The sequence below is a fragment of the Xanthomonas sp. NCPPB 1638 genome, from assembly GCF_041475635.2.
GTDB lineage: Bacteria > Pseudomonadota > Gammaproteobacteria > Xanthomonadales > Xanthomonadaceae > Xanthomonas > Xanthomonas cucurbitae.
In genome coordinates this window covers 3,831,108-3,856,280 of sequence record NZ_CM192984.1, presented here as the reverse complement: position 1 = coordinate 3,856,280, position 25,173 = coordinate 3,831,108, and the positions used below count along the sequence as shown (strand labels likewise).

General features: G+C 65.8%; 22 protein-coding genes and 1 pseudogene. 17 read left to right on the top strand and 6 right to left on the bottom strand.

From position 1 onward, the window contains the following. Nucleotides 1-339: 339 nt before the first annotated feature. Nucleotides 340-1,146 carry a DUF481 domain-containing protein gene (locus ACCQ13_RS16680; RefSeq protein ID WP_104602470.1) on the bottom strand — a complete coding sequence of 269 codons (807 nt, stop codon included), beginning with the start codon at nt 1,144-1,146 and terminating at the stop codon, nt 340-342. Nucleotides 1,147-1,417: 271 nt separating this feature from the next. Here ACCQ13_RS16680 and ACCQ13_RS16675 point away from each other — a divergent pair, with 271 nt between their 5' ends. Further along, nucleotides 1,418-2,383 carry a helix-turn-helix transcriptional regulator gene (locus ACCQ13_RS16675; RefSeq protein ID WP_104602469.1) on the top strand — a complete coding sequence of 322 codons (966 nt, stop codon included), beginning with the start codon at nt 1,418-1,420 and terminating at the stop codon, nt 2,381-2,383. 39 nt (nt 2,384-2,422) lie between these two features. Here the strand turns inward: ACCQ13_RS16675 and ACCQ13_RS16670 are convergent, their stop codons facing one another. Then, nucleotides 2,423-2,989 (bottom strand): lipocalin family protein, encoded by a 567-nt coding sequence (locus ACCQ13_RS16670; RefSeq protein ID WP_104602468.1) that lies wholly within the window; start codon nt 2,987-2,989, stop codon nt 2,423-2,425. A 363-nt stretch (nt 2,990-3,352) separates the two neighbouring features. Here ACCQ13_RS16670 and ACCQ13_RS16665 point away from each other — a divergent pair, with 363 nt between their 5' ends. Together ACCQ13_RS16665 and ACCQ13_RS16660 are read left to right on the top strand one after the other, a co-directional pair. Further along, complete coding sequence (locus tag ACCQ13_RS16665) at nt 3,353-3,667, top strand: hypothetical protein (RefSeq protein WP_159407590.1); 315 nt, start codon at nt 3,353-3,355, stop codon at nt 3,665-3,667. A 69-nt stretch (nt 3,668-3,736) separates the two neighbouring features. Next, nucleotides 3,737-5,830, top strand: a complete 2,094-nt coding sequence (locus ACCQ13_RS16660) for a prolyl oligopeptidase family serine peptidase (protein WP_159407589.1) — start codon at nt 3,737-3,739, stop codon at nt 5,828-5,830. 308 nt (nt 5,831-6,138) lie between these two features. Here ACCQ13_RS16660 and ACCQ13_RS16655 read toward each other — a convergent pair whose 3' ends face one another. Continuing rightward, nucleotides 6,139-7,323: a pyridoxal phosphate-dependent aminotransferase gene (locus tag ACCQ13_RS16655; RefSeq protein WP_159407588.1), complete on the bottom strand. Its 1,185-nt coding sequence runs from the start codon at nt 7,321-7,323 to the stop codon at nt 6,139-6,141. A 109-nt stretch (nt 7,324-7,432) separates the two neighbouring features. On the opposite strand from ACCQ13_RS16655, the gene ACCQ13_RS16650 reads away from it, so the two are divergent. From ACCQ13_RS16650 to hslU, 8 genes are all read left to right on the top strand, one after another. Beyond that, nucleotides 7,433-9,574 (top strand): S9 family peptidase, encoded by a 2,142-nt coding sequence (locus tag ACCQ13_RS16650; protein WP_159407587.1) that lies wholly within the window; start codon nt 7,433-7,435, stop codon nt 9,572-9,574. Nucleotides 9,575-9,829: 255 nt separating this feature from the next. Continuing rightward, the gene (locus ACCQ13_RS16645; RefSeq protein WP_104602463.1) at nt 9,830-10,228 is read left to right on the top strand and encodes a YbaN family protein; all 399 of its coding nucleotides are present in this window, start codon (nt 9,830-9,832) and stop codon (nt 10,226-10,228) included. Nucleotides 10,229-10,266: 38 nt separating this feature from the next. Continuing rightward, nucleotides 10,267-10,506, top strand: coding sequence for an LPS translocon maturation chaperone LptM (gene lptM, locus ACCQ13_RS16640; protein WP_104602462.1), 240 nt, complete (start codon nt 10,267-10,269; stop codon nt 10,504-10,506). After that, the gene (gene dapF, locus ACCQ13_RS16635) at nt 10,496-11,347 is read left to right on the top strand and encodes a diaminopimelate epimerase (RefSeq protein WP_104602461.1); all 852 of its coding nucleotides are present in this window, start codon (nt 10,496-10,498) and stop codon (nt 11,345-11,347) included. Before lptM ends, dapF begins: the two co-directional genes overlap by 11 nt. Beyond that, the gene (locus tag ACCQ13_RS16630) at nt 11,347-12,018 is read left to right on the top strand and encodes a DUF484 family protein (RefSeq protein WP_167526947.1); all 672 of its coding nucleotides are present in this window, start codon (nt 11,347-11,349) and stop codon (nt 12,016-12,018) included. The genes dapF and ACCQ13_RS16630 overlap by 1 nt, the downstream gene beginning before the upstream one ends. A 75-nt stretch (nt 12,019-12,093) precedes the next feature. Next, on the top strand, nt 12,094-12,996 hold the full coding sequence (gene xerC, locus ACCQ13_RS16625; RefSeq protein WP_104602459.1) for a tyrosine recombinase XerC: 903 nt from the start codon (nt 12,094-12,096) through the stop codon (nt 12,994-12,996). A gap of 289 nt (nt 12,997-13,285) precedes the next feature. Then, entirely contained in the window at nt 13,286-13,837 is a 552-nt protein-coding gene (gene hslV / locus ACCQ13_RS16620; RefSeq protein ID WP_104602458.1) for an ATP-dependent protease subunit HslV, read from the top strand. A 111-nt stretch (nt 13,838-13,948) separates the two neighbouring features. Further along, nucleotides 13,949-15,316, top strand: a complete 1,368-nt coding sequence (gene hslU, locus ACCQ13_RS16615) for an ATP-dependent protease ATPase subunit HslU (RefSeq protein WP_104602457.1) — start codon at nt 13,949-13,951, stop codon at nt 15,314-15,316. A gap of 100 nt (nt 15,317-15,416) precedes the next feature. On the opposite strand, the gene ACCQ13_RS16610 is transcribed toward hslU, so the two are convergent. Next, nucleotides 15,417-15,872 (bottom strand): nucleoside deaminase, encoded by a 456-nt coding sequence (locus tag ACCQ13_RS16610; protein ID WP_104602456.1) that lies wholly within the window; start codon nt 15,870-15,872, stop codon nt 15,417-15,419. Next, a pseudogene (locus tag ACCQ13_RS16605) lies at nt 15,872-16,027 on the bottom strand (GNAT family N-acetyltransferase); the annotation flags it as partial. The pseudogene ACCQ13_RS16605 and the gene ACCQ13_RS16610, both read right to left, overlap by 1 nt. 107 nt (nt 16,028-16,134) lie before the next feature. Between ACCQ13_RS16605 and ubiE the strand changes: the two are divergent. The 5 genes from ubiE to ACCQ13_RS16580 all read left to right on the top strand — a co-directional run bounded on the left by ubiE (nt 16,135) and on the right by ACCQ13_RS16580 (nt 22,649). Continuing rightward, nucleotides 16,135-16,896: a bifunctional demethylmenaquinone methyltransferase/2-methoxy-6-polyprenyl-1,4-benzoquinol methylase UbiE gene (ubiE, locus tag ACCQ13_RS16600; protein ID WP_104602454.1), complete on the top strand. Its 762-nt coding sequence runs from the start codon at nt 16,135-16,137 to the stop codon at nt 16,894-16,896. Between the two features lie 200 nt (nt 16,897-17,096). Beyond that, nucleotides 17,097-17,987: a GGDEF domain-containing protein gene (locus ACCQ13_RS16595; RefSeq protein WP_104602453.1), complete on the top strand. Its 891-nt coding sequence runs from the start codon at nt 17,097-17,099 to the stop codon at nt 17,985-17,987. A gap of 183 nt (nt 17,988-18,170) precedes the next feature. Beyond that, nucleotides 18,171-20,120 carry a M1 family metallopeptidase gene (locus ACCQ13_RS16590; RefSeq protein ID WP_159408026.1) on the top strand — a complete coding sequence of 650 codons (1,950 nt, stop codon included), beginning with the start codon at nt 18,171-18,173 and terminating at the stop codon, nt 20,118-20,120. A gap of 1,030 nt (nt 20,121-21,150) precedes the next feature. After that, complete coding sequence (locus ACCQ13_RS16585) at nt 21,151-21,870, top strand: hypothetical protein (protein WP_159407586.1); 720 nt, start codon at nt 21,151-21,153, stop codon at nt 21,868-21,870. A gap of 143 nt (nt 21,871-22,013) precedes the next feature. Next, nucleotides 22,014-22,649: an HAD family hydrolase gene (locus ACCQ13_RS16580; RefSeq protein ID WP_159407585.1), complete on the top strand. Its 636-nt coding sequence runs from the start codon at nt 22,014-22,016 to the stop codon at nt 22,647-22,649. Nucleotides 22,650-22,767: 118 nt separating this feature from the next. Here ACCQ13_RS16580 and ACCQ13_RS16575 read toward each other — a convergent pair whose 3' ends face one another. Further along, nucleotides 22,768-23,700 (bottom strand): carbohydrate kinase family protein, encoded by a 933-nt coding sequence (locus ACCQ13_RS16575; protein WP_159407584.1) that lies wholly within the window; start codon nt 23,698-23,700, stop codon nt 22,768-22,770. Nucleotides 23,701-23,977: 277 nt separating this feature from the next. Between ACCQ13_RS16575 and ACCQ13_RS16570 the strand changes: the two genes are divergently transcribed. Continuing rightward, complete coding sequence (locus tag ACCQ13_RS16570) at nt 23,978-25,024, top strand: rod shape-determining protein (RefSeq protein ID WP_010368259.1); 1,047 nt, start codon at nt 23,978-23,980, stop codon at nt 25,022-25,024. Nucleotides 25,025-25,173: the final 149 nt, after the last annotated feature.

The window sequence follows — 25,173 nt, the reverse complement described above, 5'->3', positions numbered from 1 at the left end:
GCCAGCACTTGTAGGAGCGGCCCCAGCCGCGAACGCGTGACCGATAGAGGCACCGACGGGGTTGGGTTTTGGCGGTCACGCCTCTCGCGCCCAGGTGCGCTCCTACAGGGATGTTGCAGGCCGCGCGCGCCAGCACTTGTAGGAGCGGACCCGGCCGCGAACGCGTGACCGATAGAGGCACCGATGGGGTTGGATTTTGGTGGTAACGCCCCTCGCGCCCGGGTGCGCTCCTACAGGGATGCTGCACGCCGCGCGCGCGCCAGCAATTTGTAGGAGCGGCCCCGGCCGCGACGGGCGTTACCGGGAAAGCCCTCGCGGCCAGGGCCGCTCCTACGGGGCTTACTTGAAGGTGTAGACGAGATTGACCGTGGTCAGCGTGTCGGTTTTCTTGTCGCCTTCGCTAACGTCGCTGTTGTGGCGCATCTGCCAGGCGGCCTTGAGCGCGAAGTGCGAGTTCATGCTGACCTGCACGCCAAAGTCGTTCTGCGCATAGGTGTTGTACTGGCCCGATTCCACCAGCAGGGTGTTGATGAGATCGGTGTTGTCGGTGACGGTGTACTTCAGGTCGAACAGGCCGCGCCCGATCAAGCCCGTCTCGTTGCGGTCGTCGTTGCTGTTGTGCGCGCGACGGATACCCGGGCCTACCTGCGCATCCAGATAGAACCGCTGCGCGTCGATCAGACGCGTGCCATAGCCGATACCGAAGGTGGCCAGGCGGTCGTAGGTGGCGAAGTCGTCGTGTTCGTAGCGGCCGGTGGCGGTGAGCTGGCGGTGTTCGCCCAGCTGCAATGCGCTGCCGGCGCTGCCGGTGTAGCGCTCGGCCGTGGTCTGGCGCTCGCGCGTGGTGCTGCCGTCGTCGTTGGTGTTGATGTACTCCGAGCTGGAGCGCAGCGCGGTGGCGTCCAGGCTGTGGATCCAGTCGCCGTCGGTGTAACGCAGGCGAATACGGCCGTTGAGGCTGTCGGTGGTGCTGTTGCCGTGCGCCGAGGCATAGCCCAGCTCGCCGCTGCTGCCACTCCACGGCGACGGCACCAGTGCCGCAGCGGGATCAATCGGCGTCGGCGCAACCGCGATCGACTGGGCCCACACGGCAGGCGTCATCAACAGCAGTGGCAACAGGGCGGACAACGGGGCACGGCGGGACATGGGCGGCTCGCTTGATGGACGGGGTGGGTAAGGTGGAAGCGGTTTCATGATAACGGACTGTGCGCTTCGTCATGACCAGGTGAACGCCACGCTTTAGTCGTGGTTCCGCTGCTGCTGCCATCCAGCGACGGCAGATGCGCGAAAACTCCCGTCCCGCGCCCAGGCATCCAGCCGATGGTGCGCCGCCGCTACCGCCGCCACGTGGACGAGCGGGCAACGACCCGGGCGCATGCTCACCCCGCCGCGCGACGAATCCGGACATAATCGGCGCATGGACCGCTATGAACGCATCAACTCCCTGCATCGCTTGCTCAAGTCGGCGCGCTATCCGGTCACGGTGGCGCGGCTGCAGGATGAGCTGAGCTGTTCCCGCGCCACCGTGTACCGCGACCTGGCGTTCCTGCGCGATGCGCTGATGGCGCCGGTGGAGGGCGATGGCGAATCCGGCTTCCGCTACCTGTCCGGCGAAAGCGACCGCTTCGAACTGCCCGGCCTGTGGCTCAGTTCCGAAGAATTGCACGCGTTGCTGGCCTCGCAGCAATTGCTCGCGCGTACCGGTGGCGGGGTGCTGTCCTCGATGCTGGCGCCGTTGCAGCAGCGCATCGAAGGCTTGCTGGCCGCGCAGGCCGGGGTGTCGCACTGGCCGGTGGACCGGGTACGGGTGATCCCGCATCGCGGCCGCAAGCTGGACGAAGCCAGTTTCCGCACCGTGGCCTCCGGGGTGCTGGAGCGCAAGCAGCTGAGCTTCGACTACCGCGCCCGTTCCACCGACGAATCCACCAAGCGCACCGTGTCCCCGCAGCGCATTACCCATTACCGCGACAACTGGTATCTGGATGCCTGGGACCATGGCCGCGACGGCGTGCGCAGCTTCGCGGTGGACCGCATCAACCACGCGCGCCTGCTCGATGCGGCGCCGCGCGATGTGCCCGATAGCGAGCTGGACGAACAGCTGGCCGCCAGCTACGGCATTTTCTCCGGCGCGCCCAAGGGCTGGGCCACCATCGTCTTCAGTGCCAAGGCCGCGCGCTGGGTGGCCGACGAACACTGGCATTCCAGGCAGCAGGGCCGCTTCTTGCCGGATGGCCGCTACGAACTCAAATTACCGTATAGCAACTCGCGCGAATTGCTGATGGACGTGCTGCACTACGGTTCGGACGCGGAAATCGTCGAGCCGGTGTCGCTGCGCGAGCAGGTCAAGGCGCTGTTGTCGCTGGCATTGAGCAATTACGACTGAGCCGGCGGGCGGCCTGCGATGCGCCGGCCCGCCGCTATTTCAGCGCTTGTTCGGCACTTCGAATCCCAACCGGTCCACCTGCTCGCGCAGCTGCGGCACGCGCTTGATCTTGTCGGTGTAGATGCCGTAGTCGTCGCGCATCTTGTCCACCAGGGCGCGGTACTGGTCGCGGCTCATGTCCGGCTTGCGGGAAAAGATCCATGCCAGATCGCGGCCTGGGTAGGAAATCAGCATCCATGAACCATCCGGGGCAATTTCCAGGACGCGCTGCTTGGTCGGGATCACTTTGTAGAACCAGACCCGCCAATCGCGATTACCGCTGTCCGCATCCACCGAGGCGCGCGCGTTGACTTCCTTTTCCGGCTCGCCAAAGCCCTCGCGGTACAGGTAACGCACCGCCACCTTGCCCTCTTCGAGCAGGGTGTACTCGTCGCGGCTGGTGACGTGGCCGCGTTCGACCGCGTTGGGCATGCGGGCGATCACATACCAGGTGCCCATCATCTTGGACAGATCGATCGCTGCGGCGCTGGGCGGGTCCTTGGCATGCGCCGGAGACAGGCCGAGCACGAGCAGGAAGGCGAGGGCGATCGTAACGGTCAGGCGCATCGCAACATCACAAAGGGGCAATAGGTGCAGCACACTACCGCATGCAGGGGGCAAGTTCGCGTCAACGGTCGGGTCTGGCGTGTGCGGCGGCGGCCGGCGCGGCAACTCCCTGACGGGACGCCGGTCGGTGGGGGAGGGCGTGAGGCCGTCCTGCGCGGCGCCACAGCGCTCAGGATGGCTGGGCGGTGGGCCGGCGAGAACCCAGCCCGGCGAGGCGGCAAGTCAGGCGTCGGTATGGATGGGTCGAGCGGCGGTGTCTCCCACTGCCGGACAGCCGCGCTGCGTCGGCCAGGTCGCAGTCCGTGAGATGGACGCAGGCAATCCTGCCGGCCTGTTCCATCCTTCCAGCCACGGAGTGCCGCCATGTCGCATCATCGCCCCAACCGCCGTTCCGAACGCCCCGATCCGCGCGTGCTGCGCCCGGTTCGGCAGATTGCCCTGGCAGGTCTTGCGTTGGTGCTGGTGTGGCCGGCCGCGCGCGGGGACAGCCAATGGATCGGTTGGTGGCCGATGTGGCTGGTGGGCATGCCGATGCTGGCCTGGTGGAGCCTGTATCGGTTCGCGCTACCGACCCTGGCGGCGACCGGGCTGCGGCCGGCCGCGCGCCGCCGCCGTCGGCCGCAGACGCAGCGCCGGCGTGTTGCTTCGCACCCGGCGACATCGGCACGGGCGGCCTGACCTTCGGCAGGGGAGGCCCGGCCAGGTGCTGTGCTAGGTTTTCCGGCATTGGTTTTTCCGGAAATACCCATGTCCAAATTCGCCTCGATCTGCCTGCTTGCCGGCCTGATGACTGTTGGCGCCGTCTCTGCAGAGGAAACCGCCGTGTCCAATGATCCCTACGCCTGGCTGGAAGATGTCACCGGCGCCAAGCCGCTGGACTGGGTCAAGGCCCAGAACGCCAAGACCGAAGCGCGGCTGGCGGTCACCCCGGCGTTCAAGCAGATGGAAACCCGCATCCGCGAGGTGCTGGATTCGGACGCCAAGATTCCCGGCGTGCAGAAGATCGGCGCGTTCTACTACAACTTCTGGAAGGACAAGCAGCATGAGCGCGGCCTGTGGCGGCGCACTACGCTGGACGAATACCGCAAGCCGGCGCCCAAGTGGGAAACGGTGCTGGACCTGGATGCGCTCAACAAGGCCGAAGGCGAGAACTGGGTCTGGCACGGCGCCGACTGCCTGCGCCCGGACTACCAGCGCTGCCTGATCGCGCTCTCGCGCGGCGGTGCCGACGCCGATGTCACCCGCGAGTTCGACCTGGGCAGCAAGCAGTGGGTCAAGGACGGTTTCTTCCGTCCCGAGTCCAAGGGCGGGCTGGGCTGGATCGACCAGGACACCGTCTACGTGTTCACCGATTTCGGCTCTGGTGCGATGACCACCTCCGGTTACCCGCGCATTGCCAAACAGTGGAAGCGCGGTACTCCGCTCAGTGCCGCTGCGGTGGTCTACGAAGGCAAGCCGACCGACATGTACATCGCCGCGATGCACGACGACACGCCTGGATTCGAGCGGGATTTCGTCAGCCGCACCCTGGCCTTCTACAACGACGAGCTGTATCTGAAGGGCGCCGACGGCAAGCTGGTCAAGGTGGACGCGCCCAACTCGGCCAGCAAGGCGGTCAAGCGCCAATGGCTGACCCTGGAGCTGCGCGAGCCGTGGACGGTGGGTGGCAAGACCTACAAGGCCGGCTCGCTGCTGGCGACGCGCTTTGACGCGTTCATGGCGGGCAAGCGCCGGTTCGATGTGCTGTTCGAGCCCACCGAGACCACCTCGCTGGCCGGCATTGCCTGGACTAAATCCCATCTCGTGTTGAACGTGCTCGAAGACGTCAAGAACCGCCTGAGCGTGGTCACTCCAACGCAGGACGGATGGAAGAAGAGCGCCTTCGTCGGCGCGCCGGCCTTCGGCACGGTCGATGTCAGCGCGGTGGACAGCGATGACAGCGATGCGCTGTGGCTGACCGTCACCGATTACCTCACCCCGACCACGCTGTCGTGGGTCGAGGTCGGCAGCGCGCCGCAGCCGCTCAAGACCATGCCGGCGTTCTTCGATGCCGGCAAGGACAGCATCGAGCAGCACTTCGCCACCAGCAAGGACGGCACCCGCGTGCCGTATTTCCTGGTCCGCCCGAAGGCGCTGAAGCTCGATGGCAGCGCGCCGACGCTGCTGTACGGCTACGGCGGTTTCGAGATCTCGATGACGCCGAACTACTCCGGTGCCCTGGGTCGCTCGTGGCTGGAAAAGGGCGGCGTGTATGCGGTGGCCAACATCCGCGGCGGCGGCGAGTATGGTCCGCGGTGGCACCAGGCCGCCCTCAAGCAGAACCGTCACAAGGCCTACGAGGACATGGCGGCGGTGGCCAAGGATCTGGTCGCCCGCAAGATCACCTCGACCAAGCGCCTGGGCGTGCAGGGCGGCAGCAACGGCGGCCTGATGACCGGCAACATGCTCACCCAGTATCCGGAGCTGTTCGGTGCGGTGGTGGTGCAGGTGCCGCTGCTGGACATGAAGCGCTACAGCCACCTGCTGGCCGGCGCCTCCTGGATGGCCGAATACGGCAACCCGGACACCGACGACTGGACCTTCATCCAGACCTTCTCGCCGTACCACCTGTTCGACCCGAAGAAGACCTACCCGCCGGTGATCTTCCTGACCTCCACGCGCGATGACCGCGTGCATCCCGGCCATGCCCGCAAGATGGCCGCCAAGATGATCGAGGCCGGCAAGGACGTGACCTACTACGAGAACATCGAAGGCGGCCACGGCGGCGCAGCCAACAATGCGCAGGCTGCGCATATGGCGGCATTGGCGTACAGCTTCCTGTGGGAGCGGTTGGCGGACTGAGTTGGTCTTGAAAGCAATTCCGCAACTTGCTTTGTTTTTCCATGTGTTGCGTTGAACAAAGCCCTGGGCCGAGTGGTCCAGGGCTTTTTTGGTATTTCCTTCTCCCGCCGGGACATTGTCCTCCTTCATGGGGGAGAAGGTGCCCGAAGGGCGGATGAGGGGACGGTCGCACGCAGAAGGAGATGTTCCTGGGTGCAAAAGTAAACGCGCAGGGCCTGAAGAAACAGCTGCTTTCATCAACCGCAGTGAGCGATGTTGCGTCTGAGCGTAGCGACAGCGATGAGCCGTGCGAAACGCGCGTCATGTCATCAAAAATGGTTCAACCCACGCGCAATTCGCTCTACCGCCTGCTCCAGGCGCGGCAAGCTTTGCGTGTAGGCAATACGCACATGCTGGTTGGCGCGATGGAAGCCGAAGTCGATGCCGGGCGTGAATGCCACATGTTCGGTTTCCAGGAAATGCGCACAGAAGGCCTGCGCATCGTCGGAGAATGCACTGATGTCGGCATACAGATAGAACGCGCCCTGCGGTTCGACGGCGATCTTGAACCCCAATGCGCGCAGGGCGGGCAATAGATAATCGCGGCGTTGCTGGAACTGCGCGCGGCGCGCTTCGAAGATGGCCATGCTCTCGGGCGTGAAGCAGGCCAGCGCCGCGTGTTGCGCAATGGTGGAGGCACTGATGTAGAGATTCTGCGCCAGCTTCTCCAGCTCGGGCACCGCCTCAGGTGGCGCGATCAGCCAGCCCAGCCGCCAGCCGGTCATGCCGAAGTACTTGGAAAAACTGTTCAGCACGAAGGCGCTGTCGTCCACTTCCAGCACGCTGTGCGCATCCAGGCCATAGGTCAGGCCGTGATAGATCTCGTCCACCACCAGATGCCCACCGTGGGCCTGCAGCGCGTGGGACAACCCGGCCAGCTGTTCGCGCGCGAGCACGCTGCCGGTGGGGTTGGCCGGCGAGGCGACCAACGCGCCGACACTGTCGGTATTCCAGCACGCATCCACCAGTGCCGGGGTCAGCTGGTAATCGCTGTCTGGCCCGACCGGCACCAACTGCGCGGCGCCTTCGACCAGGCGCAGGAAATGGCGGTTGCACGGATAGCCGGGGTCGGCTAATAGCCAGTGCCTGCCAGGGTCCACCAGCAGGCTGCTGGCCAGTAGCAGCGCACCGGAGCCGCCCGGGGTGACCAGAATCCGCTCCGGATCCAGGCTGCAGCCATAACGCTGCGCATAGAAACCGGCAATGGCCTCGCGCAATGCCGGCAGCCCGCGCGCGGCGGTGTAGCGGGTGTGGCCGGCGGCCAGGGCGGCTTGGCCTGCGGCCACGATCGGCGCGGCGGTGGTGAAGTCGGGTTCGCCAATTTCCAGATGGATTACGTCGTGCCCGGCCTGCTCCAGCGCATTGGCCCGCGCCAGCAGCGACATGACATGGAACGGGGCGATGTCCTGACTGCGGCGGCTATAGCCGCGAAGGGGCGAAAGCGTGGAATCCATTGCGAGGATGATAGACCAGCATGACCTAGGACACATGGCGCTCGGCGACGGGCTCTTCCACACTCCGGCGCTGGGATGGCATTGCGTTCATCCAACGGACCCCAATCTGATGAAGCCTGTCCTGACCTTGTTGATCGCCAGCCTGATGACCACATCCGCCGCCTCCGCCGTTGCCGCTCTCCCAACGCCGCCAGACCTCGCCAAGCATCCGCATGTGGTCAAGGCGCCCTTCGGTGCCACCCGCAACGACGACTACTACTGGCTGCGCGACGACAAGCGGCAAGACAAGGCGATGCTGGCCTATCTCAATGCGGAAAACGCCTATGCCGACACCGTGATGGCGCCGCTCAAGCCGTTGGAGGACACGCTTTATACCGAGATCTTGGGGCGCATCCAGCAGGACGACGCCAGCGTGCCGTATCGGCAGCGCGGCTACTGGTATTACACCCGCTTCGAAGCCGGCAAGGACTACCCTATCCAGGCGCGTCGCAAGGGCAGCATGGACGCGCCGGAGCAGATCCTGCTGGACGTCAACCAGATGGCGCAAGGCAAGGGGTATTTCAGCGTCGGTGAGGCCGAGGTCAGCCAGGACAACCGCATCCTGGCCTGGGCCGACGATGCGATCGGCCGCCGCCAGTACACGATCCGTTTCAAGAACCTGGAGACCGGTGAAACCTATCCCGATACCGTGGAAGGCGTTGCGGCCAACATTGTCTGGGCCGACGACAACAAGACGCTGTTCTACGTCGAAAACGATCCGGAAACGCTACTGACCGTGCGCGTGAAAAAGCATGTGCTCGGCACGCCCGCCAAGGACGACGTGCTGGTCTATGAAGAGAAGGACGACAGTTTCTACATGGGTATCGGCCGCACCCGCGACGACAAGTACATCACCATCGGCGTAGAAAGCACAGTGTCCTCGGAGACGCGTTATACCTCCGCCGCCAAACCGGACACGTTCAAGGTGCTGGCCAAGCGCGAGCGCGATGTGGAATACCACGCCGAGCATTTCGATGGCCGCTGGGTGATCCGCACCAATGCCGATGGTGCCAAGAACTTCAAGTTGGTGACCGCACCGACCGATGCGACCACCCGCAAGCAGTGGACCGATTGGGTGGCGCACGACGACAAGGTGTACATCGAGAATTTCGAATTGTTCGACGGATTCACCGCCATCGAAGAACGCTCCGGCGGTCTGGAGCGCGTGCGTCTCCAATTCAACGGTCCGCACACGGGTGCGCAGGCTCTTGCGGGGGAGGCGCAATACGTCAAGGCCGATGAGCCAGCGTATTCGATGGGCCTGTCGGTCAACTCCGAGCCAGGCACGCCCTGGCTGCGCTACAGCTACACCTCGCTGACCACGCCTGCCACCACCTACGAACTCAATACCCAGACCGGCGAACGCAAAACGCTCAAGCAGCAACCGGTGATTGGCTACGATGCCAGCAAGTACGTCACCGAGCGGGTATGGGTGATTGCGCGCGACGGGGTCAAGGTGCCGGTATCGCTGGTGTACAAGCAGGGCTTCAAGAAGGATGGTTCTGCGGCGCTGTTCCAGTACGCCTACGGCAGCTACGGTATGTCGATGGATCCGGCGTTCAACCTGCCCGCCATCAGCCTGCTGGACCGTGGCGTGGTGTATGCCATCGCGCACATCCGCGGCGGCCAGGAGATGGGCCGCCAGTGGTACGACGACGGCAAGCTGCTGCACAAGAAGAACACCTTCACCGATTTCGTCGATGTCACCCACGGCCTGGTGGCGCAGGGCTATGCCTCCAAGGACCGCGTGGCGGCATCCGGCGGCAGCGCCGGTGGCCTGTTGATGGGCGCAGTGGCCAACATGGCCCCGCAGGACTACCGCGTGATGGTGGCGCAGGTGCCGTTCGTGGATGTGGTCACCACCATGCTGGATGCCAGCATTCCATTGACCACCAACGAATACGACGAGTGGGGCAACCCGGAGAACAAGGACTATTACGACTACATGCTGTCGTATTCGCCGTACGACAACGTGCGCAAGCAGGCGTATCCGGCGATGTTCGTCGGCACCGGCCTGTGGGATTCGCAGGTGCAGTATTGGGAGCCGGCCAAGTGGGTGGCCAAGCTGCGCGACGACAACATCGGAAAGTATCCAATCGTGTTCCGCACCAACATGGAAGCCGGCCATGGCGGTAAATCCGGCCGCTTCCGGCGCTACCGCGAACTGGCCGAGTCGTATGCGTTTGTGCTGGATCAGCTAGGCGTCAAATAACTGCCTGCCGGCAACGCGCCCGGACAGATGGCCCGCTCCCTTCTCCCGTCGGGAGAAGGTGCCCGCAGGACAGATGACCCGCTCCCTTCTCCCGTCGGGAGAAGGTGCCCGCAGGACAGATGACCCGCTCCCTTCTCCCATCGGGAGAAGGTGCCCGCAGGGCGGATGAGGGTAGGGCCTGCACGCATCCTCACCTCCCCCCCCCCACGCCACCCCCTGGCGCACCCGTAGCCGCTCTGGTCGTATCATTTACCCATGACGCGACCGACTCGATTCCGCTGGGCCTGGTGGTTGCTGGCGTACGCCAGCCTGGCGACCGGCATTGTCGGAATCTTCGTGCCGGGCTTGCCGACCACCGTGTTCGTCCTGATCTCGGCCTGGGCCGCCTCGCGTGGGTCCGAGCGCCTGCATGGCTGGCTGCTGTCGCACCCGCGCTTCGGTCCGGCCATCGTGGAATGGCAGACCTATCGGGCGGTGAGCCGCAAGGCCAAGTGGATGGCCACGCTGACCATGACCGTGTGTGCCGGCATCATGCTGTGGTGCGTTCCGGTGCTGTGGGTGAAGTGCCTGTCGATCGGCAGCATGGCGGTGGTGGGAATCTGGTTGTGGCTGCGCCCGGAGCCGCCGCCGCGCACGCTGCCGGCGCCGTCCTGAGCGCACGGCAGTCAGGGTGTTCTGGCTATACTCGGGCCATGAGCCTCATGTCCCGACCTTCCGTTCGTCTCGCACTGGTTGGTGCGATCTTTGCCCTGCTTGCCGCCTGCGGCAACAAGGGCCCGCTGGTGATGCCGCAGAAGCCGGTGCCGGTGGAAGCACAGCCCGTGCCACCGGCCGATGCGCCGCAATCGCAGAGCGAGCCGGCGCCGGCGCAGACCGACACGCCGCCTGCCTCCACCACCGACCAGCCCGCTAGCAGCGGCAATGAGCGCTGACGGCCGCAACGGGCGCCTGCGTTTCACCAAAATGCATGGTGCCGGCAACGATTTCGTGGTGCTGGACCTGCGCGACGGCGCGCTGCCGCCGGATGCCGCGCTGGCGGCCCGCCTGGCGGACCGGCACTTCGGCGTGGGCTGCGATCAGATCCTGACCATCGAAGCCCCGCGCAGCGATGGCGCCGTGGCTGCCTATGGCATCTGGAATTCCGATGGTTCGGCGGCCCGCCAGTGCGGCAACGGCGCGCGCTGCGTCGCGGCCTGGCTGGTGCGCGATGGCACTGCGCAAGGCGATCGCTTCCTCATCGACAGCCCGGTCACCGCGCATGCGGTGGAGCGGGTCGATGCAGGCATCTATGCGGTGGCGATGGGCGTGCCGCGGTTCGATCCGGCGCAGATTCCGCTGGCCGGCTTTGCGCATGCGCGCGAGGAATACGCGTTGCCGGTGCATGGCGAGACGCTGCGCTTTGGCGCGGTGTCGATGGGCAACCCGCACGCCGTGCTGGAGGTTGGCCGCGTGGAGGCCGCGGCGGTGGAACGTGTCGGCAGCCTGCTGCAGCAGAACGCCGCGTTCCCCGATTCGGTCAACGTCGGTTTTGTCCAGGTAGTGGACCCCACGCAGGTGCAGTTGCGCGTGTTCGAGCGCGGCGTCGGCGAGACGCTGGCCTGCGGTAGCGGCGCCTGCGCAGCGGCAGTGGTGCTGATGCAGCGCGGCCGCGTGGAGCGCGACGTGCGTGTGTCCCTGCCGGGCGGCGCGCTGCGGATCCGCTGGCCCGGCGAGGGGCAGGACGTGGTGATGTCCGGTCCGGCCGTGTTCGTCTTCGATGGAGAATGGATCTGATGAGCGACACCACCGACAAGCTGGGCGCACACGATGTGGCGACATGGTTGCGCCGTCATCCCACCTTCCTCAAGCAGTTTCCGGATCTGGCGGTGAGCCTGCTGGTGCCGCGCGACGACGGCCCCACCGCCTCGCTGGCGACCTACCAACTGGAAGTGTTGCGCGACAAGAACCGCGAGCTGTCGCGGCGGCTGCACGAGCTGGGCAGCAACGCCCAGGTCAACGAGCGGCTGGCGGTGCGCACCCATCAGCTGACGCTGGCGCTGATGCGCCAACGCACCGCGGCCGATACGCTGAAGGCCATGGCCGCTTCGCTGGCGGAAGATTTCAACGGCGATCTGGTGCGGCTGGTGCTGCTGACCCCGGTGGCTGGTCTGCAGGCCGACTGGTTGCAGACGATGGCCGCCGAGGATGCGCGCCTGGCGCCATTCCGCGACTGCCTGAGCGATGGTGAACCGATCTGCGGCCGCCTGCAGGCCGACAAGCACGCGCTGCTGTATGGCGAGCAAGCGAGCCAAGTGCAGTCCACCGCCTTGCTGCCGTTGCCCGGCATCGGTCTGATTGCGGTGGGCAGCCACGACGCCAACCGCTTCTATCCCGGCATGGGGACCTTGTTCCTGCGCATGATGGGCGAGTCGCTGAGCGTGGCGCTGCAGCGCTTCGAGGCGTGATGGCGGTGGCGTGGCAATGGTTTGGCGCATTGCAGCGCACTGTTGCAATAGCGCCGCGACCGCGGGACAGGTGACATGGCGTCGGTGGAGGATTTCCTGGCGTATCTGCAGGTCGAGCGGCAGGTGTCGGCCCACACGCTGGATGCGTATCGGCGTGATCTGGCCGCACTGCTGAGCTGGGTGGCCGAGCAGACCAAGGATACTGCCGCACCGCTGGATGTCGCGCAGCTGGACAGCGCGCACCTGCGCCAGTTTGTCGCTGACGAACATCGACGCGGGCTGTCGGCCAAGAGCCTGCAGCGGCGCCTGTCTGCCTGCCGTAGTTATTACGCCTGGTTGCTCAAGCATGGGCGCATCGCCCTCAGCCCCGCCGCCGCGCTGCGTGCGCCCAAGGCGCCGCGCAAACTGCCGCAGGTACTCGACGCCGACGAGGCCGTGCGCCTGGTCGAGGTGCCCACCGACGCCCCGCTGGGCCTGCGCGACCGTGCCTTGCTGGAACTGGTGTATTCCTCCGGTCTGCGCCTGAGCGAGTTGTGTGCCCTGCGCTGGCGCGACCTGGATCTGGCCAGCGGTCTGGTGATGGTGCTGGGCAAGGGCAGCAAGCAGCGGCTGGTGCCGGTGGGCTCGCATGCGATCGCTGCCCTGCGTGAATGGCAGCGCGACAGCGGCGGAACTGCCGACGCGCATGTATTCCCCGGGCGCGCCGGCGGCGCGCTCTCGCAGCGCGCCGTGCAGATCCGCATCAAGCAACTCGGCGTGCGCCAGGGCATGTTCAAGGACGTGCACCCGCATATGCTGCGGCATAGTTTTGCCAGCCATATCCTGGAGTCGTCCGGCGATCTGCGCGGTGTGCAGGAGCTGCTTGGCCATTCGGATATCGCCACCACCCAGATCTACACGCATCTGGACTTCCAGCACCTGGCCAAGGTCTACGACGCCGCGCATCCGCGCGCCAAGCGCAAGAAATCAGCCGAGTGAGCGTGACGGGGCGAGCGATTCAATCCATGGCGGCGCATGATGGGTGAGTGCGTCATGCAGACATCATGAGTGGCCTTACTCTCACCCCAACCCCTCTCCCGGTGGGAGAGGGGCTAGAGGGCTGGCGTGTTGGTCAAAGCATGCTCGTCTGTCTCCAGGTCGCGCGAAGTCTCCATCGCAAGTGATGTGCACGCATCCGGGGCGCGGCAGTGCCCTCGCGTCGCTTCGTCGCAGCGCGCTTGAACCCGGCAGGGGCGTCCCCACCTCTTTGGAAACCCCCGGAGGACCCATGGACCCCAGCCAGAACCCCAACATCGTGCATGCCACCACCATCATTTCGGTGCGGCGTGGTGGGCATGTCGCCGTCGCCGGCGATGGCCAGGTCACCCTCGGCCATACGGTCATGAAAGGCAATGCGCGCAAGGTGCGCCGGCTCGGACGCGAGGGTCAGGTGCTGGCCGGATTCGCAGGCGCTGCGGCCGACGCATTCACCCTGTTCGAATTGTTCGAAGCCAAGCTGGACAAGCACGGCCAGTTGACCCGCGCAGCGGTGGAACTGGCCAAGGATTGGCGCACCGAGCGCCGCCTGGGCAAGCTGGAAGCCCTGCTGGCGGTGGCCGACAAGGAAACCTCGCTCATCATCAGCGGCACCGGCGATGTGATCGAGCCGGAAGACGGCATCATCGCCATCGGTTCCGGCGGCTCGTACGCGCTGTCGGCTGCGCGCGCGCTGCTGGCGCACACGGCGCTGGATGCCAGGACCATCGCCACCGAGGCGATCAATATCGCTGGCGATATCTGCATCTATACCAATCGCAATGTGGTGGTCGAAGAGTTGTGAATCGGGAGTGGGGAATCGGGAATCGCAACAGCGGTCTCGTCTCCACTCCAACGACACAGGCTCTTGATGCTTGCCTCCACGATTCCCCATTCCCCATTCTCGACTCCCCCAATGCCAAATCCCGAAACTTCAACCATGACTCCGCGCGAAATCGTGCAGGAGCTTGACCGTCATATCGTGGGTCAGCACGATGCCAAGCGTGCGGTTGCCATCGCGCTGCGCAATCGCTGGCGTCGCATGCAGTTGCCCGAAGAGCTGCGCAACGAGGTGATGCCCAAGAACATCCTGATGATCGGCCCGACCGGCGTCGGCAAGACCGAGATCGCGCGACGCCTGGCGACGCTGGCCAACGCGCCATTCGTCAAGGTGGAAGCCACCCGCTTCACCGAGGTGGGCTACGTCGGCAAGGACGTGGAGCAGATCATTCGCGACCTGGCCGACACCTCGGTCAAGCTGTACCGCGAACAGGCCAAGGTGCGCGTGCGCAACCAGGCCGAAGAGCGCGCCGAAGACCGCATCCTGGACGCGCTGCTGCCGCGTCGTGCCGCCGGTATTGGTTTTGATCCGGAAGCCGCACGCAACGAGCCTTCGTCGCAGGATAACGACACCCGCATCAAGTTCCGCCGCATGCTGCGGAACGGTGAGCTGGACGAGCGCGAGATCGAACTGGACGTGGCAATCAACGCCAGCATGGACATCATGACCCCGCCGGGCATGGAGGAAATGGGCCAGCAGCTGCGGCAGATGTTCGCCAACATCGGCAGCGGCAAGTCGCAAAAGCGCAAGCTCACCATCAAGGCCGCGCGCCCGCTGTTGATCGAGGAAGAGGCCGGCAAGCTGGTCAATGAAGACGATGTGCGCACAGCGGCGATCGAGGCCTGCGAACAGCACGGAATCGTGTTCATCGATGAGATCGACAAGGTTGCCAAGCGCGGCGAAGCCGGCTCCAACGGTGGCGATGTCAGCCGCGAAGGCGTGCAGCGCGATCTGTTGCCGTTGGTGGAAGGCTCCAACGTGTCCACCAAATACGGGACGGTCAAGACCGACCATATCCTGTTCATTGCCTCGGGCGCCTTCCACCTGGCCAAGCCCAGCGACCTGATTCCCGAGCTGCAGGGCCGTTTCCCGATTCGGGTGGAGCTGACCGCGCTGACCAAGGCCGATTTCGTGCGCATTCTCACCGAGCCGAAGGCCGCATTAATCAAGCAGTACGAAGCCCTGCTGCAGACCGAAGGCGTGTCGCTGCGCTTTGGCGCCGATGCGGTGGAGCGGCTGGCCGAGATTGCCGCCCAGGTCAACGAGCGCCAGGAAAACATCGGTGCCCGTCGCCTGCATACGGTGCTGGAACGGCTGCTGGATGGCTTGAGCTACGAAGCCCCCGACCGCGATGGCCAGAGCGTGAGCGTGGATGCGGCCTATGTGGACGCGCAGCTGGGCGAGCTGGTGCAGGATCCGGACCTGAGCCGCTACATCCTCTGAGCGCGAGGCAGCAGCACGGGCATGCACGGCTGCGGTATGGGCCGTGCCCGCTGCTGCCTTGCAGGACGAGGTGGCGGTGCGAGCGGGATGCCCGCGCGCGTCAATCCTCGCCGATGTCTTCGTTCCACACGTCCGGATTGGCGGAGATATAGCCACCCAGCAGGTCGACGCATTCCTGGCTTTGCAGGTCGATCACGTTGACGCCATGCTCGCGCAGCCAGGCAATCCCGCCCTGAAAGGTGATCGATTCGCCCACCACCACGGTGCCGATATTGAACTGGCGCACCAGTCCGCTGCAGTACCAGCACGGCGCCAGCGTGGTGACCATGATGGTGTCCTTGTAGCGGCGCTGGCGGCCGGCCTTGCGAAAGGCGTCGGTTTCGCCGTGCACGGATGGGTCGTTTTCCTGCACGCGGCGATTGTGGCCGCAACCGAGCAGGCGGCCGTCGTTGTGATACAGCGCCGCGCCGATCGGGATGCCGCCTTCGGCCAGGCCCTGGCGGGCTTGCGCGATGGCGGTGTCGAGCAGGGCGCGATAGTCGGGGGTGGTCAGCATCAGGCGGGCTCCATGGACGCCGCGCCGGCAGGGCGCAGCAGGTCGGGGTGGGGAACGCGGTCTTGCAGGGACGGGGAGGACACCGGCGTCAATGCATGCGCTGCGTAGAACGCTTGCAGGTGCGCCTGCGCCAGGAGCGCGCGTGCGAAGGTGGGCATCACCGCATGATAGCGGCTGCATCGCGCGCAGGTCTGGTTGCGGAAGAGGCCGCCGTGTGATCCGGTTGCGGTCACGTTGGCCTCGGCAGTGCGATAATCTCCCAATGAGCGAATCCCCCTATACCTCCGGTACCACCCATTTCGGCTTTCGCGATGTCGCTGCCAAGGACAAGCAGAAGCTGGTCGGCGACGTGTTCACCTCGGTCGCGCGCAATTACGACCTGATGAACGACCTGATGAGCCTGGGCGTGCATCGCGCCTGGAAACGCTACTTCGTGGCCACCGCCCAGGTGAAGCCGGGCGACCGGGTGCTGGATCTGGCCGGCGGCACCGGCGACATCGCCGTGCTGCTCAAGGAGCGCGTGGGCGATGAAGGCGCGGTGGTGTTGGGCGACATCAACGCCGGCATGCTGTCGGTCGGCCGCGACCGGCTGACCAACCGCGGGCTGGTGGCCGGCCTCGACTACGTGCAATGCAATGCCGAAGCGCTGCCGTTCCCGGACCAGAGTTTCGACCTTGTCACGATCTCTTTCGGCCTGCGCAACGTCACCGACAAGGACGCCGCATTGCGCGAGATGTACCGCGTGCTGAAGGTGGGCGGGCAGGCGCGCGTGCTGGAGTTCTCCGAAGTCACCGCCGAGTGGTTCAAGCCGATCTACGATTTCCACTCGTTCAAGATCCTGCCCAGACTGGGCCAGCTGTTCGCGCGCGACGCCGACAGCTACCAGTACCTGGCCGAGAGCATCCGCAAGCATCCGCCGCAGGATTCGCTCAAGGGCATGATGGGCGAGGCCGGGTTTGCGCGCTGCCACTACAAGAATCTCACCGGTGGCATCGTGGCGATCCACTCCGGCTACAAGATCTGAGGCGGCGCCATCGGGGCCGACGCGGCGCGCGCAGGCGTGCCGTGCGGGCCTGATGCGAAGGCCTTCGCCTGCGCAGGCCATCACAGGCTTGCGCGGGGCAACGCCGCAACCAGGAGCGGGCAACGAGGTTCTGGGACGCCCGTCGCGTCGATTGCACGGGCCGTCGGCGACACTGGGCGCCGGTTCCGGCGGAGAGTTGGATGCGCTTGTATACAGGACTGGCGCGCGTGTTTCCGCGTTCCTTCAGTGCCAAGCTGCTGGCGGTGACCTTCGTCGGCATCCACCTGCCGCTGCTGCTGTTGATCGCGTGGCTGGCTGCGCAGAGTGAGCTGGAGGGGCATCTGCTGTGGTCGGTGGTCGTGGTGGCGTTGCTGGCGACCCTGGTGGGCACCGCGCTGACCCTGTCGGCCCTGTATCGGCTGCTGGCACCGCTGCGCATTGCCGCCGACGCGCTGGACGGCTACTACGCCGACCAACGCCTGCCCAACCTGCCAGAACACGGTGACGATGAATTGGGCCGCTTGCTGCGCGGGATCAACCGCAGCCTGCACGGCATCGACGCGGGCATGCGCGATCTGAAGAAGCACGCCTTGTTCGACCCGCTGACCGAAGCGTTGAACCGGCGCGGCTGTGAACAGGCGATGCGCGATTCGGTGGCCGCCGCACAACGCGAAGGCTGGCCGTTCGTGTTGTTCGTGCTGGACATGGACAACCTCAAGCCGATCAATGACCGCTTCGGGCATCTGGCCGGCGACCGTGTACTGGTGCGGCTGGTGGAATCGGCCTATGGCTGGCTCGGTGCGCAGGACTGGATCGGCCGCTGGGGCGGCGACGAGTTCCTGATCGGCGTGCATGCCGGCGAGGACGAGGCCACCCTCAAGCTCAATCAATGGCTGTCGATGCTGGAGCGCGAAGATGGCGAGGAAGCGCCGCTGCACCTGAGCGCCGGCAGCGCGGTCTACGCGCCGGACGTGGATGCCACCGAGCTGTATCGGCGCGCTGACGCGGCGATGTATCGCGCCAAGTTTTCCGGCGGCCGGCGCCTGGTGCGCGATGGGGTCGACACCCCGCGCCTGCCTCCGGCGATCTGAGCGGGCATTGTAGTGCGTCGCGCATTGCACGCGTGGCGCCTTGTGGATGCGTCGGCAGTGCGGTGCTGGCGCGCGCGCGTCTGGCGTGATCTTGCCCGTGCCTGGCGCTGCCCGGGCCACCGCGCGGGCAGCCAACGGCGCGGAGCGCTAAACTGCGTGATTGTTCATGCTGCGGTGCCGTCGATGCGCTTCCCGATCCTGTCGCTGTCCCTGGCCGTGTCCATCGCCCTGGCCGGCTGCTCCAATGACTCCGCCTCGCCGGCCGCCACCGCTGCCGCGCCGGCCGCCACTGCCAAGGCCACCGTGAAAGCAGATGCCCGTACCCACGACGAAAGCTCCTATGCCCAGCCGCAGCTGGTGGTCATCAAGGACCTGGCGCTCGACCTGAAGCTGGATTTCGACAGCAAGCAGATTGGTGGCACGGCCACCTACACGCTGGAGTGGAAGGACAAGGCGGCCAAGCAGCTGGTGCTGGACACGCGCGAGCTGAGCATCGCCCAGGTGCAGGCCGACGACGGCAAGGGCGGCCTGGCGCCGCTGCAGTTCGCGCTGGCGCCGGCCGACAAGACCTTCGGCAGCAAGCTCACCATCGAGACGCCGAACCAGCCGGCCAAGGTCGTCATCACCTATCACACCGCACCGACCGCGTCGGGCCTGCAGTGGCTGGAGCCGTCGATGACCGAGGGCAAGCAGCTGCCCTTCATGTTCAGCCAATCGCAGGCGATCCACGCGCGCAGCTGGGTGCCGCTGCAGGACACCCCGAGCGTGCGCTTCACCTACAGCGCGCATGTCACCTCGCGCCCGGACGTGATGGTGCTGATGAGCGCCGACAACGACCCCAAGGCCGCGCGCGACGGCGACTACAGCTTCAAGATGCCCGAGCCGATTCCCTCCTACCTGCTGGCCATTGCCGCTGGCGATGTGGTGTTCAAGCCGATCTCCGCGCGCTCGGGTGTGTGGGCCGAGCCGGCGATGGCCGACAAGGCCGCCAAGGAATTCGAAGACACCGAGAAGATGATCGGTGCCGCCGAAAAGCTCTATGGCCCGTATCGCTGGGGCCGCTACGACATGCTGGTGCTGCCGCCGTCGTTCCCGTTCGGCGGCATGGAGAACCCGCGCCTGACCTTCGCCACGCCTACCGTGATCGTCGGCGACAAGTCGCTGGTGTCGCTGGTGGCGCACGAACTGGCACATAGCTGGTCCGGCAACCTGGTGACCAATGCCAGTTGGAAGGACATCTGGCTCAACGAAGGCTTCACCACCTACGTGCAGGGCCGCATCACCGAAGCGCTGTACGGCACCGAGATGGCCGAGATGGAGCGCGAGATCGACCAGGGCGACCTGCTGGCCGAAGTGAAGGACATGGCCCCGGCCGACCAGACCCTGGCATTGCCGCCGCTGGCGCAGCGCGACCCGGACGAAGCCTTGAGCCAGGTGGCCTACGTCAAGGGTGCGTGGTTCCTGCAGTTCCTGGAGCAGCGTTTCGGCCGCGAGGTGTTCGACCCGTTCCTGCGTGGCTGGTTCGACGACCATGCCTTCCAGAGCGCCACCACCGACCAGTTTGTCGATTACCTCAAGAAGAATCTGCTGGACAAGCATCCGACCACGGTCAGCGCGGCCGAGGTGGATGCATGGTTGAAGCAGCCGGGCATCCCCGCGTTTGCCACCAAGGCGCGTTCGCGCAGCTTCTCCATCGTGGACACCGCACGCATCGCCTGGAGCGGCAGTGGCACCTTGCCCAGCCAGCAGGTCACCAGCGAGTGGGGCACGCAGGAGTGGGTGCATTTCCTCAGCGGCATGGGCGCCACGCTCAAGCCCGAGCAGCTCAAGCAGCTGGATCAGGCCTACCACTTCACCGGGACCCCGAATGGCGAGATCGCCATGCGCTGGTATCCGCTGGCAATCCGCAGCGGCTATACCGACGCCCGCCCGGCCGCGGGTGAGTTCATCGAGCGTGTGGGCCGGCGCAAGCTGGTGCTGCCGATCTATGCCGAACTGTTGAAGACCGCCGACGGGATCGCCTTCGCCGAACAGGCCTTCGAAAAGGCCAAGCCCAGCTATCACCCGATCACCACCGCCTCGGTGGCCGAGATGATCGCCAAGGCCAAGGCGGCGCCCCCGGCGCAGCCGTAACCGCAATCAGCACCGTAGGAGCGCACCCGGGCGCGATGGGGCGTTCCCGGTAGAACCCCGTCGCGCCCGGGTGCGCTCCTACGGGTTGCCGATGTCTGATCGCGGGTCATGGGGGCGGGCTGTTATCGTTGCTGTAGCCTTTCATGCCTTCTGGAGTCGACGATGAAGTCGCGCCCAGGTGCACGCCCTCCCGCTGCCTGCAGCGCGGCATTGTGCCCTGCAATCAACACCGTAGGAGCGCACCCGGGCGCGATGGAGCTTTCCCGGTAGAGCCCTATCGCGCCCAGGTGCGCTCCTACGGGTTGCGGGTGTCTGATCGCGGGTCATGCGGGCAGGCTGTTATCGTTGCTGTAGCCTTTCATGTCTTCCGGAGTCGACGATGAAGTCGCGCCCAGGTGCACGCCCTCCCGCTGCCTGCAGCGCGGCATCGTGCCCTGCAATCAACACCGTAGGAGCGCACCCGGGCGCGATGGAGCTTTCCCGGTAGAGCCCTATCGCGCCCAGGTGCGCTCCTACGGGTTGCGGGTGTCTGATCGCGGGTCATGCGGGCGGGCTGTTATCGTTGCCGTAGCCTTTCATGTCTTCCGGAGTCGACGATGAAGTCGCGCCCAGGTGCACGCCCTCCCGCTGCTTGCAGCGCGGCATCGTGCCCTGCAATCAACACCGTAGGAGCGCACCCGGGCGCGATGGGGCTTTCCTGGTAGAGCCCTATCGTGCCCAGGTGCGCTCCTACGGGTTGCCGATGTCTGATCGCGGGTCATGGGGGCGGGCTGTTATCGTTGCTGTAGCCTTTCATGCCTTCTGGAGTCGACGATGAAGTCGCGCCCAGGTGCACGCCCTCCCGCTGCCTGCAGCGCGGCATCGTGCCCTGCAATCAACACCGTAGGAGCGCACCCGGGCGCGATGGAGCTTTCCCGGTAGAGCCCTATCGCGCCCAGGTGCGCTCCTACGGGTTGCGGGTGTCTGATCGCGGGTCATGCGGGCGGGCTGTTATCGTTGCCGTAGCCTTTCATGTCTTCCGGAGTCGACGATGAAGTATCTGCTGAGCGCGGCCTTGTGCGTGGCGGCCCTGAGTGCCTGCACCGACCGCCAGGCGCAACGCCAGGCGCAGGAAGCTGCGCAGGCGCAGGCCAGGCAAGCGCAGGCCGATGCGCTGGCCAAGCAGTACGACGAAGCGGTCGCAGCGCAGAACTGGGACATGGCGCGCGCGCATGGCGCTGCCTTGCTGGAAGGCTATGCCGGTAGCGCTGCGGCCACGCGCATCGCGCCCGGCTACGCCGAGATCAAGGCCAAGGGCGAGCAGGCGCGCGAGCTGCGCCGCATGCAGGCACTCTGGGCGTATTCGCAAGTGCCGGCCAAGGGCGGCACCCAGCGTTCGGCGATGGTCGAGGCCGCCGCGCGCGTGGATGTGGACGGCAGCGGGGCGAAACCGGTGAGCCTGGTGTTCCGCGACCACCCGCAATGGAAACGGCATAGTTACCTCGTGCTCAAGGCCGGCGACTTCAACTGCTACAGCGGCTGCAAGGTGCAGGTGTCGGCCGACGGCGGCGCGCCGCGCGCGATGGCGGCACATCGCCCGGATACCGACGAAGCCATCGCGATGTTCATCGACGACGACAAGGCGCTATGGAAGGTGGTGCGCAATGCCAAGCGCATCAGCATTGCGTTCCCGGTCAAAGCCGGCGGCACGCGCACGGCAGCGTTCGACGTGGGCGGGCTGGACCCTGCGCAGATGCCCGGCTGGAAGTAGCACGCCATGTCCCCGCGCCACTGCAGCGCTGCGCAAGCGGTCGTTGCCTGGCGGCGGGAACCCTTGGGATCGGCAGGCGCACAGCCGGCAGCGACGGTGCATCCGGCCGCGCGGTGGTTGACCACCCCGGTCGCTTTGAACGGATGGACGGCATGACACGCACACAGGCATTGCCAGCGCTGCCCCATTACCGGCACTGGGTCTTCGACATGGACGGTACGCTGACCGAGGCAGTGCACGATTTCGCAGCGATCCGACGCACCCTGGAAATTCCGCCAGAGGCCGACATCCTGCACCACCTGGCGACACTGCCCGCCGACCAGGCTGCGGCCCGGCACGCCTGGTTGCTCGAACACGAGCGGGAACTGGCGCAGGCTGCACGTGCTGCACCTGGCGCGGTGGAACTGGTGCGGGCGCTGCAGGCAGCCGGATGCCGGCTTGGCATGCTCACGCGCAACGCACGCGAACTGGCGCAGGTGACGCTACGGGCGATCGGCCTGGAGGATGCGTTCGGCTGGGACGATATTGTCGGCCGCGACGAAGCGGCGCCCAAGCCAGCGCCCGACGGTCTGCACTACTTCCAGCAGCGCTGGGCAATCGGCGGCCCCGCGCTGGTGATGGTCGGCGACCACCTCAATGACCTGGCGTGCGGCCGGGCCGTGGGCGCCTGCACGGTGTTGGTCAACACGCCTGGCGACCCATGGCCCGGCCTTGCCGACTGGCGCCTTCACGATTGCACGCAACTGTTGCAGCAATGGCAGCGACGCGACGGCGATTGAGTTGCCGATCGCCAGCGGTTTTCCCTGTGGCGCCTGAGTCAGACCGGCCAATCCCGGTCGCATCCAAACTCCCGCCACCTGTCGCCACGGGACGGCTCGCAGCCGCCCGACAGAGCCCTTACAGCGCGTAGCCGAACTGCTGCTTGAACTGGTCGTTGAACTCGGCGAAGTCGAAGCGCTGGTTCTGCGTGCCCGGGTGTTCGACCTTCAGCGCGCCCATCAGGTTGCCCATGCGGCCGATGGTGAGCCAGTCGTAGTTGTGCTGGATGCCGTAGATCAGCCCGGCGCGGAACGCGTCGCCGCAACCGGTGGGGTCGACCACGCGGCGCTCGTGCGCCGGCGGGATGTCGTAGGTCTTCTCGGGCGTATGCACCAGCGCGCCCTTGGGCCCCTGGGTGGTGATGTAGGCCTGCACGCGCGAGACGATGTCCTTCTCGTCCCAGCCGGTGCGCTCCTGCAGCAGGTTGGACTCGTAGTCGTTGACCACCACGTACTCGGCCTGCTCGATGAACTGGCGCAGCTCCGGGCCGTTGAACAGCGGCATCGCCTGGCCAGGGTCGAAGATGAAGGGGATGCCGCCGGCAGCGAACTCTTCCGCGTTCTGGATCATGCCCTCGCGCCCGTCCGGGCCGACCAGGCCCAGGGTCACGCCCGGTACGTCCTTCACATGGTTCTCGTAGCTGCGCATCATCGCGCCCGGATGGAAGGCGGTGATCTGGTTGTTGTCGTGGTCGGTGGTGATGAAGGCCTGTGGGGTGAACAGGTCGTCGATGATCTTCACCCGCGACAGGTCGATGCCCAGCGCTTCGAAATGTTCGCGGTAGGGGCCGAAATCCTGGCCTACGGTGCCCATCGGGATCGGCGCGCCGCCAAGCAGGTGCAGGTTGTAGGCGATGTTGCCGGCGCAGCCGCCGAACTCGCGGCGCATGCGCGGCACCAGGAACGACACATTCAGGATGTGCACCTTGTCCGGCAGGATGTGGTTCTTGAACTGGTCCGGAAACACCATGATGGTGTCGTAGGCGAGGGAACCACAGATCAGTGCGGACATCGAATCAGGCCTTTGCGTAGGGAAATACCCGCCAGTTGCCGGGCATGGCAGCGGGACGGCGCGTGCGCCGCGGCGCAAAGGGTAACGGCTGCGACCGATCAGGGCCACAACCGCATGCCATGGCCGGCGTGACCGGCACATGAAAACGGGGGCGTATTAACCTATTTTTCCTTGCTCACACCGGGGGGGATTGCTAGGCTAGCTGACTTCGTTTTCTGCCCAAAATTTCGCCACACGGGTGGCGGGGCACGCGACTTACCCAGGAACAATTCCCTCGATGTTCAAGAAATTGCGCGGCATGTTCTCCAACGACCTGTCCATCGATCTGGGCACGGCCAATACGCTGATCTACGTGCGCGGACAGGGCATCGTGCTGAACGAGCCGTCGGTGGTGGCGGTACGCCAAGACCGCGCCATCGGCGGTACGCGCTCGGTGGCCGCGGTCGGCGCCGAGGCCAAGCAGATGCTCGGCCGTACCCCCGGTCACATCACTACCATCCGCCCGATGAAGGACGGCGTGATCGCCGACTTCACCTACACCGAGGCGATGCTGAAGCACTTCATCAAGAAGGTGCACAAGTCGCGCGTCCTGCGCCCCAGCCCGCGCGTGCTGGTGTGCGTGCCGGCCGGTTCCACTCAGGTGGAGCGCCGCGCGATCAAGGAGTCTGCGGAAGAGGCCGGTGCCCGCGATGTGTACCTGATCGAGGAGCCAATGGCGGCGGCGATCGGTGCCGGCATGCCGGTCACCGAGGCGCGCGGTTCGATGGTCATCGACATCGGTGGCGGCACCACCGAAGTGGCGGTGATCTCGCTCAACGGCATCGTCTACTCGCAGTCGGTGCGCGTGGGCGGCGACCGCTTCGACGAGTCGATCACCAACTACGTGCGGCGCAACCACGGCATGCTGATCGGTGAAGCCACCGCCGAGCGCATCAAGCTGCAGATCGGCTGTGCCTACCCGCAGGACGAGGTGCAGGAGATGGAAATCTCCGGCCGCAACCTCGCCGAGGGCGTGCCGAAGATGATCAAGATCAACTCCAACGAAGTGCTCGAAGCGCTGCACGAGCCGCTGTCGGGCATCGTCTCGGCAGTCAAGCTGGCGCTGGAGCAGACCCCGCCGGAGCTGTGTGCCGATGTGGCCGAGCGCGGCATCGTGCTCACCGGTGGCGGCGCGCTGCTGCGCGACCTGGACCGCCTGATCTCCGAGGAAACCGGCCTGCACGTGCAGGTGGCCGACGACCCGCTCACCTGCGTGGCTCGCGGCGGTGGCCGTGCGCTGGAGCTGGTGGACATGCACGGCAATGAGTTCTTTGCCCCGGAGTGATGGAGCTGGGAATGGGGAATCGGGAATGGGGAATCGTGAAAGCATTCCCTGCCTGCGGCCCTGAGCGGTTGCGACGCGATCCCGCCCATGTGAGTTTTCGCCTCAACCGTCTCGGGGACAGCCGACTGCTCCCCGATTCCCCATTCCCG

Bases quoted from the DNA above. Each gene is read 5' to 3' on its own strand.
- ACCQ13_RS16680 (WP_104602470.1), bottom strand. From the start codon at position 1,146: ATGTCCCGCCGTGCCCCGTTGTCCGCCCTGTTGCCACTGCTGTTGATG.
- ACCQ13_RS16675 (WP_104602469.1), top strand. From the start codon at position 1,418: ATGGACCGCTATGAACGCATCAACTCCCTGCATCGCTTGCTCAAGTCG.
- ACCQ13_RS16670 (WP_104602468.1), bottom strand. From the start codon at position 2,989: ATGCGCCTGACCGTTACGATCGCCCTCGCCTTCCTGCTCGTGCTCGGC.
- ACCQ13_RS16665 (WP_159407590.1), top strand. From the start codon at position 3,353: ATGTCGCATCATCGCCCCAACCGCCGTTCCGAACGCCCCGATCCGCGC.
- ACCQ13_RS16660 (WP_159407589.1), top strand. From the start codon at position 3,737: ATGTCCAAATTCGCCTCGATCTGCCTGCTTGCCGGCCTGATGACTGTT.
- ACCQ13_RS16655 (WP_159407588.1), bottom strand. From the start codon at position 7,323: ATGGATTCCACGCTTTCGCCCCTTCGCGGCTATAGCCGCCGCAGTCAG.
- ACCQ13_RS16650 (WP_159407587.1), top strand. From the start codon at position 7,433: ATGAAGCCTGTCCTGACCTTGTTGATCGCCAGCCTGATGACCACATCC.
- ACCQ13_RS16645 (WP_104602463.1), top strand. From the start codon at position 9,830: ATGACGCGACCGACTCGATTCCGCTGGGCCTGGTGGTTGCTGGCGTAC.
- lptM (WP_104602462.1), top strand. From the start codon at position 10,267: ATGAGCCTCATGTCCCGACCTTCCGTTCGTCTCGCACTGGTTGGTGCG.
- dapF (WP_104602461.1), top strand. From the start codon at position 10,496: ATGAGCGCTGACGGCCGCAACGGGCGCCTGCGTTTCACCAAAATGCAT.
- ACCQ13_RS16630 (WP_167526947.1), top strand. From the start codon at position 11,347: ATGAGCGACACCACCGACAAGCTGGGCGCACACGATGTGGCGACATGG.
- xerC (WP_104602459.1), top strand. From the start codon at position 12,094: ATGGCGTCGGTGGAGGATTTCCTGGCGTATCTGCAGGTCGAGCGGCAG.
- hslV (WP_104602458.1), top strand. From the start codon at position 13,286: ATGGACCCCAGCCAGAACCCCAACATCGTGCATGCCACCACCATCATT.
- hslU (WP_104602457.1), top strand. From the start codon at position 13,949: ATGCCAAATCCCGAAACTTCAACCATGACTCCGCGCGAAATCGTGCAG.
- ACCQ13_RS16610 (WP_104602456.1), bottom strand. From the start codon at position 15,872: ATGCTGACCACCCCCGACTATCGCGCCCTGCTCGACACCGCCATCGCG.
- ubiE (WP_104602454.1), top strand. From the start codon at position 16,135: ATGAGCGAATCCCCCTATACCTCCGGTACCACCCATTTCGGCTTTCGC.
- ACCQ13_RS16595 (WP_104602453.1), top strand. From the start codon at position 17,097: ATGCGCTTGTATACAGGACTGGCGCGCGTGTTTCCGCGTTCCTTCAGT.
- ACCQ13_RS16590 (WP_159408026.1), top strand. From the start codon at position 18,171: ATGCGCTTCCCGATCCTGTCGCTGTCCCTGGCCGTGTCCATCGCCCTG.
- ACCQ13_RS16585 (WP_159407586.1), top strand. From the start codon at position 21,151: ATGAAGTATCTGCTGAGCGCGGCCTTGTGCGTGGCGGCCCTGAGTGCC.
- ACCQ13_RS16580 (WP_159407585.1), top strand. From the start codon at position 22,014: ATGGACGGCATGACACGCACACAGGCATTGCCAGCGCTGCCCCATTAC.
- ACCQ13_RS16575 (WP_159407584.1), bottom strand. From the start codon at position 23,700: ATGTCCGCACTGATCTGTGGTTCCCTCGCCTACGACACCATCATGGTG.
- ACCQ13_RS16570 (WP_010368259.1), top strand. From the start codon at position 23,978: ATGTTCAAGAAATTGCGCGGCATGTTCTCCAACGACCTGTCCATCGAT.